This window comes from Rugamonas rivuli, from assembly GCF_009380165.1.
GTDB classification, from domain to species: domain Bacteria; phylum Pseudomonadota; class Gammaproteobacteria; order Burkholderiales; family Burkholderiaceae_D; genus Rugamonas; species Rugamonas rivuli.
The window spans coordinates 1-14,566 of record NZ_WHUF01000012.1; the positions used below are offsets into that span (position 1 = coordinate 1).

16 protein-coding genes and 1 pseudogene are annotated in these 14,566 nt (G+C 63.9%); 11 read left to right on the forward strand and 6 right to left on the reverse strand.

Annotated elements, in window-relative coordinates:
- From GEV01_RS30985 to GEV01_RS29015, 6 genes and pseudogenes are all read left to right on the forward strand, one after another.
- Window positions 1–447 (forward strand): annotated as a pseudogene (locus GEV01_RS30985) (hypothetical protein); the annotation flags it as partial.
- 56 nt (window positions 448–503) lie between these two features.
- Window positions 504–905 carry a hypothetical protein gene (locus GEV01_RS28995; protein ID WP_152809664.1) on the forward strand — a complete coding sequence of 134 codons (402 nt, stop codon included), beginning with the start codon at window positions 504–506 and terminating at the stop codon, window positions 903–905.
- Window positions 902–1,576 carry a C39 family peptidase gene (locus tag GEV01_RS29000; RefSeq protein WP_152809666.1) on the forward strand — a complete coding sequence of 225 codons (675 nt, stop codon included), beginning with the start codon at window positions 902–904 and terminating at the stop codon, window positions 1,574–1,576. Before GEV01_RS28995 ends, GEV01_RS29000 begins: the two co-directional genes overlap by 4 nt.
- 12 nt (window positions 1,577–1,588) lie before the next feature.
- A complete protein-coding gene (locus GEV01_RS29005; RefSeq protein ID WP_152809668.1) occupies window positions 1,589–2,080 on the forward strand; it encodes a hypothetical protein in 492 nt (163 codons plus the stop codon).
- A 21-nt stretch (window positions 2,081–2,101) separates the two neighbouring features.
- Window positions 2,102–3,154, forward strand: coding sequence for an acetate kinase (locus tag GEV01_RS29010; RefSeq protein ID WP_152809670.1), 1,053 nt, complete (start codon window positions 2,102–2,104; stop codon window positions 3,152–3,154).
- Between the two features lie 70 nt (window positions 3,155–3,224).
- Entirely contained in the window at window positions 3,225–4,181 is a 957-nt protein-coding gene (locus tag GEV01_RS29015; RefSeq protein WP_152809672.1) for an MBL fold metallo-hydrolase, read from the forward strand.
- A 9-nt stretch (window positions 4,182–4,190) separates the two neighbouring features.
- Here the strand turns inward: GEV01_RS29015 and GEV01_RS29020 are convergent, their stop codons facing one another.
- Both GEV01_RS29020 and GEV01_RS29025 read right to left on the reverse strand, forming a co-directional pair.
- Window positions 4,191–5,246, reverse strand: coding sequence for an alkene reductase (locus GEV01_RS29020; RefSeq protein WP_152809674.1), 1,056 nt, complete (start codon window positions 5,244–5,246; stop codon window positions 4,191–4,193).
- Window positions 5,247–5,256: 10 nt separating this feature from the next.
- On the reverse strand, window positions 5,257–5,553 hold the full coding sequence (locus GEV01_RS29025) for an ArsR/SmtB family transcription factor (protein ID WP_008447701.1): 297 nt from the start codon (window positions 5,551–5,553) through the stop codon (window positions 5,257–5,259).
- Window positions 5,554–5,681: 128 nt separating this feature from the next.
- On the opposite strand from GEV01_RS29025, the gene GEV01_RS29030 reads away from it, so the two are divergent.
- Entirely contained in the window at window positions 5,682–6,740 is a 1,059-nt protein-coding gene (locus GEV01_RS29030) for a hypothetical protein (protein WP_152809676.1), read from the forward strand.
- 34 nt (window positions 6,741–6,774) lie between these two features.
- On the opposite strand, the gene GEV01_RS29035 is transcribed toward GEV01_RS29030, so the two are convergent.
- Window positions 6,775–7,131 carry a DUF1304 domain-containing protein gene (locus GEV01_RS29035; RefSeq protein WP_152809678.1) on the reverse strand — a complete coding sequence of 119 codons (357 nt, stop codon included), beginning with the start codon at window positions 7,129–7,131 and terminating at the stop codon, window positions 6,775–6,777.
- Window positions 7,132–7,247: 116 nt separating this feature from the next.
- Between GEV01_RS29035 and sugE the strand changes: the two genes are divergently transcribed.
- Complete coding sequence (gene sugE, locus GEV01_RS29040) at window positions 7,248–7,565, forward strand: quaternary ammonium compound efflux SMR transporter SugE (protein ID WP_008447704.1); 318 nt, start codon at window positions 7,248–7,250, stop codon at window positions 7,563–7,565.
- Here the strand turns inward: sugE and GEV01_RS29045 are convergent, their stop codons facing one another.
- From GEV01_RS29045 to GEV01_RS29055, 3 genes are read right to left on the reverse strand one after another with little or no spacing between them, the layout of a single operon-like run.
- On the reverse strand, window positions 7,566–8,525 hold the full coding sequence (locus tag GEV01_RS29045) for a M14 family metallopeptidase (RefSeq protein ID WP_152809680.1): 960 nt from the start codon (window positions 8,523–8,525) through the stop codon (window positions 7,566–7,568).
- A gap of 56 nt (window positions 8,526–8,581) precedes the next feature.
- Window positions 8,582–8,941, reverse strand: coding sequence for a hypothetical protein (locus tag GEV01_RS29050; protein ID WP_152809682.1), 360 nt, complete (start codon window positions 8,939–8,941; stop codon window positions 8,582–8,584).
- Window positions 8,938–12,201, reverse strand: a complete 3,264-nt coding sequence (locus GEV01_RS29055; protein ID WP_328595653.1) for an nSTAND1 domain-containing NTPase — start codon at window positions 12,199–12,201, stop codon at window positions 8,938–8,940. The genes GEV01_RS29050 and GEV01_RS29055 overlap by 4 nt, the downstream gene beginning before the upstream one ends.
- A gap of 171 nt (window positions 12,202–12,372) precedes the next feature.
- Here GEV01_RS29055 and GEV01_RS29060 point away from each other — a divergent pair, with 171 nt between their 5' ends.
- From GEV01_RS29060 to GEV01_RS29070, 3 genes are read left to right on the forward strand one after another with little or no spacing between them, the layout of a single operon-like run.
- A complete protein-coding gene (locus GEV01_RS29060) occupies window positions 12,373–13,011 on the forward strand; it encodes a DUF1906 domain-containing protein (protein WP_152809684.1) in 639 nt (212 codons plus the stop codon).
- Window positions 13,011–13,301: a hypothetical protein gene (locus GEV01_RS29065; protein WP_152809686.1), complete on the forward strand. Its 291-nt coding sequence runs from the start codon at window positions 13,011–13,013 to the stop codon at window positions 13,299–13,301. Before GEV01_RS29060 ends, GEV01_RS29065 begins: the two co-directional genes overlap by 1 nt.
- 17 nt (window positions 13,302–13,318) lie before the next feature.
- Window positions 13,319–14,479, forward strand: coding sequence for an acyltransferase family protein (locus GEV01_RS29070; protein ID WP_152809688.1), 1,161 nt, complete (start codon window positions 13,319–13,321; stop codon window positions 14,477–14,479).
- The last annotated feature ends 87 nt before the right edge of the window (window positions 14,480–14,566 follow it).

The following is a 14,566-nucleotide window of genomic DNA, read 5'->3' on the forward strand; positions in this document are numbered from 1 at the left end:
GCCACCAGCACCGGTGCGGCCGGCGGCGCGGGTGCGACTGGCGGCAATGGCGGCAGCAGCGGCGCGGCCAGCAATACGGGCGGCGCCGGTGCGGCGGGTGGTGCGGCCAGCGGCGGCACGGCCAGCAACGGCAATCCCACCAACGGCAGTTCGACCGGCGGTGCAGGCGGCGCAGGCGGCGCTGGCGGTGGCGGCAATACCGGTGGTGCGGGCGGCGGTGGCGGCACCGTTACCGGTGGTGCGGCGACAGGCGGCGCGGCGGCCGGCGGCACGGGTGGCGCAGGTGGCGATGTGTCGGTAACGGCGGGCACGTTCAATATGTCCAACACCATGAGCAATGTCGGCCAGTCGGCCGCCGGCATCATGGTGACGGCGCAGAACAGCGGCATCGCCTCGCTGGTGCAGCAGAGCGTCAACGTCCAGGCCAATCTGTCGGTCGGCAAGTAGCGCGGACGCGGGATGCGCGCAGCGTGGCGCATCCCGCCATCTACAGGGAGTACGGTATGCATACACCAGTTTTCAGTTTGTTTGCGGCCTTGGCGCTGGGCGGCAATGCGCTGGCGGCGCCGTCGATCGAGCCGCTGCCGCCGCCGGCGGCGCTGTCCCGGCCTGCGCTGCTGCCCGGCGCCATCGTCATCATGACCGCCGATCCGGCCGGGTTCGAGAACAGCTCACTACCGGCCGCCAAGCTGGCCGGCAAGCGCGCGGGCGCCGATGCGGTCAACAACGACATGCAGTTGAACGGCGCCGTCAGCGGCAACTCCGCCGTCAATGTGTACACCGGCGCCAATTCGATCAGCAGCGGCTCGTTCAGCAATGCCGCCGGCTTGCCGGTGGCGATACAGAACTCCGGCGCCAATGTGCTGATCCAGAACGCCACCATCATCAACATCCAGATGCGATGAAGACCTACGCTTATGCAGTGCTGGCCGCCATCGCGTGCGGCCAGGCGGGCGCGGTGGACTTGCCCGGCGCGGCCGGCGGCAGCTACGCGCTGCATGTCACCAGCCTGAAGGAGGCGCGCTTCCGTTCCACGGTGCGCCAGCAGTTCGATTTCAGTTGCGGCTCGGCGGCGGTGGCGACGCTGCTCAGCTATCACTACGACACGCCCGTCAGCGAGCGGCAGGTGTTCGACGCCATGTACGCGCAGGGCGACCAGCAGAAAATCCAGCGCGAAGGCTTTTCGCTGCTGGACATGAAGCGTTATCTGGCCGGACTGGGTTTCATCGCCGACGGCTATCAGCAGCCCTTGCACAAGCTGGCCGAGGCGCGCTTTCCGGCCATCGTGCGCATCCGTGAAAACGGTTATGAACATTTCGTCGTCATCAAGGGTGTGGACGAGGGGCGCGTGCTGCTGGGCGATCCGGCCGGCGGCACGCGGGCGATGCGGCGCGCGGACTTCGAGGCGGTGTGGCAGGACCAGTTGCTGTTCCTGATCCATAACTGGCGCGGGCAGCCGCACTTCAATCTGGCGGCGGACTGGCGCGTCGCGCCGCGCGCGCCGCTGGAGCAGGGCATCAATCGCGGCTCGCTGACCGACATCACGCTGCCCAAGAACGGCAGCGGCAATTACTGAACGGAGGCGCGTATGCGCACAACGATGTTGACCGTGCTGCTGGCCTGCGGGGCGGTGGCACATGCCGGCGATTTGCCGGACCCGACCGACGGCTGGTTGGCCGTCGATGACGCCACGCTGGAGCAGGCGCGCGGCGGCTACGAACTGGGCAGCGGACTCATGGTCTCGCTAGGTGTCGAACGTTTGGTTTCGATCAATGGCAGTGTTGTAGCAAACAGTCGTTTTGCGATCGCCGATGTGACAAAGTTGAGCGCTGAAGAAGCCCGCATGGCCAGCGATGCGCTCGCCGCGGTGGTGGTGCAGAACGGCGCGGGCAATGTGGCCGATGTTATGCAGGCCACGCCGGCACTGGGTTCCTTGCTGATACAGAACAGCGTCAGCGACCAGGCCATCCGCAGCCAGACCACGATCAGTACCACGGTCAGCAATCTGGCGCTGCTGAAGGCGGTCAATTTTGAAAGCATGTTGCGCGATGCCCTGAGCGCTGCTGTGGGGCCGAAATGAACACGACGACGGAGGGTGGCGATGCGAAGTGTGAGATGGCAAACCAGTGCGCTGGTGTGGATGGCGTGCGCGGCGGCGCAGGTGCAGGCTCAGCAGCAATCGCAGGGCGATACCGCGCCGCCGGCCGTGGCGCCCTTGTTCGAACAGCCGGGCGTGCTGACGCCGCGCGGCAAGCTGGTGCTGGAGCCGTCGGCGCAGTTCGGCTATTCGTCGAGCAACCGCGTGGTGCTGGTCGGCTACACCATCATCCCGGCCTTGCTGATCGGGCTGGTCGACGTGCGCGAGATCAAGCGCAACACGCTGACCGGCGCCGTCTCGCTGCGCTACGGCCTGAGCAACCGCGCGGAAGTGGAGTTGAAACTGCCCTATGTGTACCGCACCGATTCCACCGTCAGCCGCGAGCTGTTCACCGGAACCGGTGTCGACAAGGTGTTTGAAACCAGCGGCAAGGGCGTGGGCGATGCCGAATTGGCGCTGCGCTACCAGCTCAACCAGGGGGCGCCGGACCGGCCGTATTACGTGGCCGGCTTGCGCGTCAAGTCGCGCACCGGCACCGATCCGTTCAAGGTCGTTACCGATTGCAGCAAGCGCTGCGTGGGGCCGGATGCCACCGGCACCGGCTTGCCGCTGGAACTGCCCACCGGTTCCGGCTTCTATGCCGTGCAGCCCAGCCTGACGTGGCTGTACGCCAGCGATCCGGCCATCCTGTTCGGCGGCATCAGCTACCTGTACAACTTCAAGCGCAGCAATGTCAACCGCAAGGTGTTGAACGGCGAGTGGGAGCCGCTGGGCACGGTCGCGCCGGGCGATGTGGCGGGCTTTAATTTCGGCATGGGCCTGGCCTTGAACGACAAGGCGCTGATCAGCTTTGGCTACGACCACAGCTCGATTGCGCGCACGCGGCAGAACGGCGTGCCGGTGCCGGGTTCGGTGCGGACGCAGCTGGGCACGTTGTTGATGGGCTTGTCGTACCGGCTCAGCGACAAGCGCACCATCAACATCGCGGTGGGCGCCGGACTCACGCGGGACACGCCGGACGTGCAACTATCGATACGCATGCCGCTGTCCTTGTAGAGCGCGTGGCCCAAGCGGCGGATTTTGCGGTATCGTAGCGTTTCTCGATTGTTCAAAAAACAGGGACGCTATGATCACGACGACCACCTTGACCCGAACCGCCGCCGTGCTGGCGGTGGCCATGGCCAGTACGATGGCGCAGGCCGCCGCGCCGATGGCCAAGTTCCAGGCGCCAGGCTTCTATCGCACCACGCTGGGCGATTTCGAAATCACCGTGCTCAACGACGGCACCATCGATCTGCCGGTCGACAAGCTGCTCAAGCAGCCGCCGGCCAAGACCAATGCGGCGCTGGCGCGGTCGTTCGAGAAGAGTCCGCTGGAAACTTCGATCAATGCTTTCCTGATCAATACCGGCAACAAGCTGGTGCTGATCGACGCCGGCGCCGCCAGCCTGTTCGGCCCGACGGCGGGCAAGATGCTGGCCAACTTCAAGGCCTCCGGTTACAAGCCGGAGCAGGTCGACGAGATCTACATCAGCCATATGCATGGTGACCACGTGGGCGGACTGGCGGCCAACGAACAGCGCGTGTTTCCGAACGCGATAGTCCGGGCGGGCAAGCTGGATGCGGATTTCTATCTGAGCCAGAGCAACCTGGACAAGGCGACCGGCGAGGAGAAGGAAGACTTCCAGGGCGCGATGATGTCGCTGAACCCTTACGTCAAGGCGGGCAAGTTCCAGCCCATCGTCGCCAACAGCGAGCTGGTGCCGGGCATCAAGTCCTACTTCAACGGCGGCCACACGCCGGGGCATATCACGTATGTGGTGGAGAGCAAGGGCCAGAAGCTGGCCCTGCTGGGAGATTTGCTGCACGTGCAGGCGGTGCAGTTTGAAACGCCTGGCGTCGGCGTCACCTTCGACACCGACAGCAAGATCGCCATCGCCGAACGCAAGGAAGCGTTCGCGGCGGCGGCCAAGGGGGGCTACCTGATCGGCGCCCCCCACCTGTCGTTCCCGGCCTTGGGCCATGTGCGCGTCAACGGCAAGGGTTACGACTTCGTGCCGGTGAACTACGCGCTGCCGCGCTAAGCGGCGAGCTTAAGCCAGGGCTGGGTAGTCGGTGTAGCCTTCTTCCGCAGGCGCGTAGAAGGTTTCGGCTTTCCAGTCGTTCAGCGGCGCATCCAGTTGCAGGCGGCGCGGCAGGTCCGGGTTGGAGATGAAGGCCTTGCCGAAAGCGATGGCGTCGGCGGTGCCGGCGTCCAGCACTTGCTGCGCGGTCTGCTTGTCCATCTTTTCATTGGCGATGTAGACGCCGCCGAATTCCTTCTTCAGCAACGGACCCAGGCTGTCCTCGCCCACCGCTTCGCGCGCGCAGATGAAGGCGATCTTGCGCTTGCCCAGCTCGCGCGCCACGTAGCCGAAGGTGGCGGCCGGGTTGGAGTCGCCCATGTCGTGCGAATCGCGGCGCGGCGCCAGGTGCATGCCCACGCGGCCGGCACCCCATACTGCGATGGCGGCATCGGTCACTTCCAGCATCAGACGGGCGCGGTTTTCAATCGAGCCGCCGTAGTTGTCGGTGCGCTGGTTGGTTTTATCTTGCAGGAACTGGTCGAGCAGGTAGCCGTTGGCGCCGTGGATTTCCACGCCGTCGAAGCCGGCCTTCTTGGCGTTCTCAGCACCTTTCTTGTAGGCGGCGACGATGCCTGCCAGCTCTTCGGTATCGAGCGCGCGCGGCACCGGATAGGCGCGTTGCGGACGCAGCAGGCTGACATGGCCTTCGGCCGCGATGGCGCTGGCCGACACCGGCGCTTCGCCGTTCAGGAAGCTCGGGTCGGAGATGCGGCCCACGTGCCACAGCTGGGCGAAGATCACGCCGCCGGCTTGATGCACGGCCTCGGTGACTTGCTTCCAGCCTTCCACCTGCTCGTCGGACCACAGGCCCGGGGTGTCGGCATAGCCCACGCCCTGCGGCGTGACGGCGGTCGCCTCGCTCAGGATCAGGCCGGCGGTGGCGCGCTGCTCGTAGTACTTGGCCATCAGCGCGTTCGGCACGCGGGCGCCGCCGATGGCGCGGGCACGGGTCAGCGGAGCCATGACGATGCGGTTTTTCAGGGTGATGTCGCCGATGGTGAGCGGGTCGAAAAGATTTGCCATGATGAGTTTCCTATAGTGTCATTTGATCGATGAAGGCCTGGATCAGGGCTTCGTCGCGTTTAAAGTAATTCCATTGCCCCACGCGGTGCGAGGTGATCAGGCCAGCCTTGAGCAGGGTGGCCAGATGCGCCGACACCGTCGATTGCGACAGTTCACAACGCCGGTCGATGAGGCCGGCGCATACTCCCAGGCTCAGCGGATGCTGCTGGTCCGAGAAATACACCTCGGGCTCCTTCAGCCACGCCAGGATCTGGCGCCGCATCGGGTTGGCGAGGGCTTTGTGGATAGCGTCTATGTCCATTTGCATGTAACGATATATGGATCGTCTTTTTCCGATTTCAATATCGTCATCTTACGATATAAAAGAAAAACGTGCTGGCGGCCGAAAAATCATTTATGTTATGGGAACATTGTTCGAAGTTTAATGAGGGCCGTATGTCGAGTCATTACCTGGATGTGGCCATCGGGCTGTCCTACACTTTCCTCGCCGTGAGCCTGCTGTGCAGCGCCACGCGCGAAGCCATCGCCTCGCTGTTCCAGACCCGCGCCAAGATCCTGGTCGATGGCGTGCTGACCATGCTGCACGAGCCGGCCGGCAAGTCCCATCTGCGCGGCATCATTCCTTCGATCCAGCGCTTCCTGCGGCTGGACAGCGGCTTCAATCTGGCCAAGCTGGGGCCGCACTCGCTGTCGGCCGCCGTCATGACGCATCCGCTGATCACTGGGCTGGCGCAGCAGGGGCGCATGCCGTCCTATATTCCGTCGGCGATTTTTGCGCGGGCGTTTGTGTCGACGCTGACCGCCAGGTACGGCAAGGGACAGGCGGCGGCGCTGCTGCTGGCCAACATCGGCAACGAAGGATTGAGCCGCACGCTGCTGGCCATCATGGGCGAAGGGCCGGACGACGTGGCCGCGCTGGAGAACGCCGTGCGCATCTGGTACGACACGGTGATGGACCGCATCACCGGCTGGTACAAGCGGCGCTCGCAGCTGGTGCTGTTCTGCGTCGGCCTGTTCTATGCGGGGGCGATGAATATCGATGCGCTGCAGCTGAGCCAGCGTCTTTGGCGCGACGAGGCCATGGCGACCAGGACGGCGCAGCAGATCGGCGACACCATGGCCGCCGGCGCCATGAAGCCGGCCGTGACGGCTGCGGCCGGCGCAACCGCGCCTACCGCGCTGAGCCAGGTGGGCGAGGCCAAAAAAGACATGCAGGCGTTGCAGGTGTTGCCGATCGGCTGGCCGTCGCCGCGCTTTGACGGCGCCTGGGACAAGGGTGCGGGCGCCTTCACGGCCGCGCTGGCGTTCGCGCTGATGGGGTGGATCATCACCGCCTTCGCCTCGTCGCTGGGAGCGCCGTTCTGGTTCGACGGCATCGGCTGGTTGCTGGCGCTGCGCGGCAGCGGCGCCAGGCCGGCGACGGACCCGGCGCCGGTGACGATCGAGACCATCACCTTGCCGAGCCTGAACGGCGTCAAGCCCGCCAACGGTTGAGGCCGTGTAGAAATGGCGGACCTGACCCCGGATGTCAGGCGAAGTGCAGGGCCAGGGCGATGACGGCGGGCAGGGTCTGGATCAGCAGGATCGAACGCTTGACCGTCACGCCGCCCCATACGCCGGCCACCGCCACGCAAGCCAGGCCGAACACCGTGAACGCCGACGCGATCGCCGGATTCGGATGCACAAAACCCACCACCAGCGCCGCCACCAGGAAGCCGTTGTAGCAACCCTGGTTGGACATGGCCGGCTGGACGATGTCGGCCTTCTCCTTGCTCAGCCCGAACACGCGGCGGCCGCGCGATTCGAACAATACCGTTTCCAGCAGGACGATGTAGACATGTATCAGCGCCACCAGGCCGGTGACGATCTGCGCCAGTAATTGCATGGATGCTCCTTGTTATTGTTGAACGAGCATTATGTACTGCGCGGCGCGCGGCGGGAAGCCGTCAGCAGAGTTTGGCTGCCGATGCTATAGTTTGCGCAATTTTTTGGAGACACTCGATGACCTGGATAATCCTCATCCTGGCCGGCCTGCTGGAAGTGGCGTGGGCGGTCGGGCTCAAATACACCGACGGCTTCAGCAAGCCATTGCCGACCGTGCTGACGCTGGGCGCCATGGCCGGCAGCGTCGCCATGCTGGGCCTGGCGCTGCGCACGCTGCCGCTGGGCACCGCTTATGCGATCTGGACCGGCATCGGCACCGTCGGCACCGTGATCTTCGGCATCGTCGTATTGAACGAGCCGGCCAGCGCGCTGCGCGTCGGCTGCATCGCCATGATCATCGGCGGCATCGTCGGCCTGAAGCTGTCGACCGTCTGATCAGAAGGCGGGGTTGGCGCGCGTGAGGTAATACCATTCGCTGTTGGCGCCGGCAGCGGCGTCGGGGAACAGGATGCGGCCGTCGAACTCGGCCAGCACCGGCGTGCCGTCGAGGCGGGTGCCGATCTGTTCGCCTTGCCGCACCGGATCGAAGCTGGACCAGGCGCGGCTGAAGCGGTCGTCCGCATGCTGCTTGTCGTAGACCGCCACCATGCTCAGCGCTTCCATCGCATCGTCGGCGATGGGCTCGGGCGAGGGCGCGTCGATCAGGCCGAGGAATGCCAGGGTGTTGACGATGGCGCGGTAGCCGACCTCGGGCGCCTGCGGATCGGCGTGCTGGCCGCATTCGAGCGTCAGCGCATAGCCGCCGGTGCTGCGCATGTATTCGGTGGTGCCCATGCCGTAGCGCAGCACGGTTTGCAGTTCGCCTTCGTTGCGCAGGCGGCGCTGCACGCCGGCGCCGTAGGTGCGCAGCCAGCCGTCGACGAAGCGCCGCACGCCGAGCCGCCGCGCCATTGCGCGTTCTTGCTGCTCGTGCTGGAAGGGTTCCAGCGGACCGTCGTTGTTGCGCGGGCCGACCATGGCGAACGGCTCGCTGGCGGCGTTGAACGAGTGCAGGTCCAGCAGCACGTCATGCTGCGCCAGCAGCGGACACAGCCAGTTGGCGACGCGGTCTTCGAAGTCTTGCGGGTTCGGGTTGGGGAACAGGTTGCGATTCAGGTTGCGCTCGCCGGAGCGTTCGCCCTTGGCGTAGGCCAACGGATTGGCGACGGGGACGAAGGTGACGCTGCCGTTGCGTATCGTCAGCTGGCCGCTGTCCAGTTGCGCCATCACGCGCGTGATGGCCTGGGTGCCGCAGGTCTCGTTGCCGTGCACGGCGCCGGTGACGATCAGCCGCGTGCCGGGGTGTTGGCCGCTGTATTGAATGGATTTGAATTGCAATTTGCTGGCGTCGATCATGCCGCTTCCTATCAGTGGTCCGATGCGTCAGTGTAGCATCGGACCACTGCGACACTTTATTGTGGCTCGTTTTCGATCTGTGGATCGTGCGAGAATTCTACGCCGTCCTTGTCCTTGAATTTGAGGTTGATATTCAAGGTCATCTTTTCCGTGTTGATGTCATTGAAAGTCATCAGCAGTCCATCGGTACTGACGCTTGGCGGGCTCAGTTGATTATTCTCTTGTTTCACAGTGAACGTCTTGAACACGATGTTGAGGCCGTCGGTGTCAACCAGTTGGTAGTTGATCACGGTGTCTGGTTGGGTGATTGCCGGTGCTGCAGGATCGCAATTCACAATGTACTGACCAGGCTTGAGGCCCGGCTTGACGGATACCTGGATATTGATGAAGGGAGTAGGCGCGACGGAGGAAGTCATGAGTTCGCTTTCTTTGGTGGGTGGGTGAAAAGGTACTGCAAATATGCCGGGTCGCGATAGGTCATCGATTCCAGCTGCTTGCTGGCTGATGCAGCCTGCTCATGTTGTTCCAGACAGGCGTGAGCCTTGACCCACGGCGCCAGCACATGGAAGTCGGTACTGTCGGCTATCAGAGGGCGTAGGACGTTGCGCGCTTCTTCGCAGGTGCGACGCGCGTTGTCTTCACTGGCGATGTCGGCATTCAGCAGGAGTGCTTCCACCAGCCCGTTGCGTATCACTTGGTCCGCCGGCGCCTGCGCATAAAGCTGACGCAGCTTGCCAAGGGCTGGCGCCAGACTGGCTGCCGCCGCTTCGACGCGATGTGCACGCAGATGAACAAGTGCCTGGCGCTGCTGTACGTTGGCGAGCATGACTTGCAAGTTTAATTTTTTGGGTTCTAAAGTACTGAGCTCAGAAAAGCGTTGTTGCAATTGTTCGAGTTCGGTCAGCGTGGCGGCTGGTGGCGCATCGACTCCCGCCGTTTCTACGCGCCGTAATCCGACAATATAGAGATTCCGCTGCCAGTTGCGGTTGCTTGGGTCATTTTCTACAATGCCTTTCAACAGCGTGTACGCTTGCTGGGAACTGGCGTGGCTCGCACCGAGATCCCCACGCGCCTGCTTAATTTCAGACTGGTGCGACCATGCAGATGACAGGCGGTTGATCCATAGTGTCTCAGCTGGATAAGTGTCGTGCAGGGTTTGCAGCAGCGCCAACTCGCGTGCATACAAGGACTCAGCCTGTGCCAGTTGCCCCAGCTGCATTTGCGCGGTGGCCAGCCACGAAAGGCTGTCGGCCAGATCGGCAGTCAACCGTTTGTTTTTTGGTGTCTTTGCATGGGCGCGGCTTTTCAGTTCAACCGACAGCTTGAATTCGGCGGCGGCGCGGCGCGGATCGCTGCGTTGCAAAGCGAGACTGCCCAAGCTGTTGTGGGCATAGGATTGCTCGATCCAACCGTCGACATCGTCCGGCGCCCCTTTCGCCTGAAGATCGCTGTAATCGCGATATTCTTCCAGGTATTTCTGAGCTGGCACCCACTCCTTTTGATCGACGTGGATTTTTCCCAGCCAGAAGGCGTTTTCGCCGGCGCTTTTTAACAACGCCAGATTGCCAGGTTCGTTGCTCAATAGCTTGCGGAGTATGTCGCGCCCGGCGAGCAATGCTGTATTCGCACCGGCCGGATCGCCACGCGATATCTTCACCTCGGACAGTAGTTGCAGTGATTTGGCGCGTTGGGCCAGGGCTGTGTCGCTGTCCTCATTACGCGCCGGATCCGACAAGTACTTCAACGCGCGGTTGCTGACGCTGTCGAGCAAGTCCAGCTTGCCCAGCGGGCGCAGCTTGTCGACGAAGTCGCCCAGCATGTAGCCCATCAACTCCTCGGCCTCGGTGCGATGCTGCTCTGCCGCCTGCTGCGCCGAGCGCGCCATCAGGAACAGACCGCCGGCCAGCAGCGTCAGACCAGCCATGACGATGGTGATCGTCAACCGCAGCCGCTCGCCGCGCCGCACGCCTTGCAGCGAGGCGTGGACGAAGGCCTGCTCCTGCTGCGTGAAGCTGAAGTCGCTGGTCTTGAGCAGCTGGCGCGCTTGATTGGCCTGGGTGCCGGATGGCAGCAGCATGTCGGGCTTGCGGCCGCTGTCCTGCCAGCGCCTGGCTTGCGCGCTGATGCGGCTGCGCACCTGCAAGGCCTGGCGGTGTTCCTCGATCCACGCCACTACGCGCGGCCAGCGCCGCAGCAGCGCTTCGTGGGCGATGCCGAAGGCCGGCGCGCCGCCGTGCAGATCGCTGACGAACAAGTGCGCATCGACCAGCGCCTGCACCAGCCCATGGTCGGCCTCGTTGCGCAGCGCCGACCACGGCACGCGGCGCGAGGTGACGGTGGATTCATCCTCCGCCACCAGCACCAGCTGCGACAGCACATGCGGCAAGGCGGCGATCTGCGCGCTGCCCAGCGCCGAGATCACTTGTTCGGCGCGCGCGCCGATGGCGCCTTCCAGTCCGCCCAACGCGTGGAAGCTGGCGTGGCTCAGTTCGCCATCGGGACTGCGCAGGCGATACAGCTCCTGCAGACAGTATTGCAGCAGCGGCAGCGTGTCCGGGCCGGCCTTGGCGGCGTCGATCAGCACCTGGTCCAGCGATTCGCCGGCGGCATCGACCGTGTAGCGCAGCTGCGCCACTTGCACCGGGTGGCGGATGATCTGGGCGATGTCGGCCGCGCCGGGCGGCGCCAGGTCGAAGTGGCCGCCGCGCAGCTTCATGCTCATCAGGGCAGGGTAGGCCGTCAGGTGCGGGTAGAAGTCGTTGCGGCAGGCCAGCACTAACAATATGCAGCCGGAACGCGCCAGCTGGTCCAGCACGTGGATAAACACGGCGCGCTCCTGCTCGCCGATATGCGGCAGGCGGAAGATGGCTTCGAAGCGGTCGATGAACAGCATCAGCCGGATCGCCGGCAGCTTGGTTTGCAGCTGGGCGATCAGGCCCGGCAGGTCTTGCGCCAGACGCTGGGCCAGCGATACGGCGCTGGTGTTTTCAAACAGCAGTTGGCCGTCCAGCTCGGCATCGAGCAGTACGCTGGCCAGGGTGTCGAGCAGGCTGGCCTGGCCCATGTCGGCGCAGTCCAGTTGCAGATGGCTGGCGATCGCCAGGCCGGATTCGGCCGGCGCGGCGCCCGCTTTCAGGGCGGGGATCAGGCCGGCCTGGATCAACGAGGTCTTGCCGGCGCCGGACGGACCCAGCACCAGCACCATCGCGCAGGCGGCCTGCACTTGGCTGACCACCACTTGCACTAGTTGGTCGACGCCGAGCTTGCGGCCGAAGAAGATGGCGGCGTGCTGCTCTTCAAACGCCTCCAGGCCGCGGAACGGCGAGGCGTGCAGCCAGCTGCCGTTGCTGACGTCGTCGTCGTAGCTGAGCTCGGCCAGCAAACGATAGCCGCGCTTGCGGATGGTTTCGATATAGCGCGGTTCGACCGCCGAATCGTCCAGCGCCCGCCGCAGCTGCGTGATGATTTTGTGGACTGCGTTGTCGCTGGGGGAGATGTCGCCCCAGCACGCATCGAGCAGGGTTTCGGCCGAAACGACGATATGCGGATGTTTGCATAAGTGCAATAAAACATCCATGGCGCGGGGTTCCAGCTGGCGGCTCAGGTCGCCGCAACTGAGTGTATTGGTGGCTGGATCGACCCGCCACTGCCCGAAACGAAAACTTTTGTGATTCACGCGGACCTTCTTTGTTCGGATATAAGTTCTTTGTAATCAACAACTTGGCATTCGGAAGGTTTTCGGAAGGCCATTTTTAGTCTGTATGGTTACAGTTGTTTCATATCTACATATTTTTCAAATATTAACATTAACAAGGGGAAACCACACCCCTTTCTACCCGGAGATCTCATGGTTGTTCTGACTGGCCTGAAAGCGCCATTTGAACTGACGCAGCACGCAATTGCTATTAAGCAACAGGGGATTGATTTTGCGATCCGCTACTACAGCCACCAGGCGGGCAAGAGCCTGTCGCTGGCCGAGGCCCGGTCGCTGACCGACGCCAGCATCCAGATCGGTGCGCTGTGGCAGGCCGGCGGCGACCACTTGAACTATTTCAGCCGGGCGCAAGGATGCGCGGACGGCGCCGCCGCGTATCTGATGGCGCAGTCGGTCATCACCCAGCCGTCCGGCTCGGCGATTTACTTCGCGGTGGACTTCAATCCGTCGGACGAAGCCATCGCCGGCCCGGTCAACGCGTATTTCGAGGGCGTCAACCAGGCGTTCCGGGCGGCCGGGCCGGGGGAGCCCAAGTATCAGGTCGGGGTGTATGGCTCCGGCGCCTGCTGCGAGGCGATGGTGTTGAGGGGCTTGGCGGCGCTGAGCTGGCTGTCGCCGTCGCCCGAGTACCACGGCTCGCGCGATTATGTCGGCTTCAGCCTCAAGCAGCTGGCGGCCGCCAGCCTGCTGGTCGATGACGGCAAGCGCATCAGCGTCGACCTGACGCGCACCAACGATGGCTATCCGGCAGGCCTGTTCCGGGTGCTGTGATGTTGACGATACAGTTCACCGAAGCCGTGTCGCTGAAGACGGTCAAGCCCGCCAAGACCATTTTTCTCAACAATACCGGCCAGGATGTGGTGTTGAAGTTCGTCACCGCGCCGGACATGCTGCTGTCGGCCTACACCATCAGCAATGGCGTCAGCGCGGCGATCGACTGCATCCGGCTGGGCAGGACCGATTACTACTCCAGCCACGGCCACAACCACGCGATCGCGGCCGACAGCACGGCGGTGCTCAGCGTGGTCAACAATGTCCTCAGCATGGTGATCTCGCCCTGATTTGGTAAGATGCGGGCATGAATCCTAGTTCCCCTGGCCGCAACGCCGGCCTCGACACCTTGCGCGCTCTGGCCATCGTGCTGGTGTTTGCCAACCATTACATGCTGTTTGTCAGCGGTACGCCGACTTTTGGCTGGTTCAGCGAAGTCGGCTGGACGGGTGTCGACCTGTTTTTTGCGCTCAGCGGTTATTTGATCGGCAACCAGATCCTGGGCGGCATCCGCCGTTCGCGGCTGTCGGATGGGGGCGAGCGCTTTTCGCTGGTGCGGTTTTATGCGCGCCGTCTGCTGCGCACCTTGCCGAATTTTTACGTCGTGCTGGCTCTGTATGCCTTGTGGCCGGCGTTTCGCGGCACCAGCGTGCTGCCGCCGCTGTGGAAGTTCCTCACTTTTACCCAGAATATCCAGCTGACGCCGGGCACGGCGTTTTCCCATGCCTGGTCGCTGTGCGTCGAGGAGCAGTTTTATTTCCTGCTGCCGGCCGTGGCGCTGGCGATCGCGGCTTGCCGCCGCCCGCTGCTGCTGGCCTGGCTGGCGGTGATCGGCACGCTGCTGGCGGGCATGGCGATCCGCAGCCATCTGTGGACCGCGCATGCGGGGATGGTGGAGCAGGGCAGCTTCCATTACTACACGTTGATCTATTACTCGTCGCTGTGCCGCTTCGATGAGCTGGTGGCCGGCGTCGCGCTGGCGCTGCTGAAGAATCATCATGCCGGGGCCTGGACGCGGCTGACCTCGCGCGGCAACTGGGCGCTGGCGGCCGGCGCGGCGCTGCTGGCGCTGACCTGGTCGCTGTTCATCGAAGACCATTACGGCTATGCGATGACCGTGATCGGCTATCCGATGCTGGGTTTGAGTTTTACGCTGCTGCTGATTGCGGCCTTGAGCCCGGGTTCGCTGTTGCAAAAGCTGCGCGTGCCGGGCGCGGCCAGCATCGCGCTGTGGTCGTATGCGATCTACCTGACGCACAAGACGCTGTGCGTGCTGCTGCGCGCGCCGTTGCAGGCGGAGGGCTGGGGGCCGGACAGCTGGCAGGCCATCGTGCTGATGAGTGCGGCCAGCGCGCTGGCCGGCTGGCTGTTGTATCTGCTGGTGGAGACGCCGTTCATGAAGCTGCGCGATCGCTACGTGCCGGGCAACTTCGCGCGGCAGGCGGTGCCGACTGGCGTTGTCGCCTGAGCAGAAACCGTCGCTCCCGCGAAAGCGGGAGCCCATACTTCGCCGGACAGATACTCAGCATGGATTCCCGCGTTCGGGGGAATGACG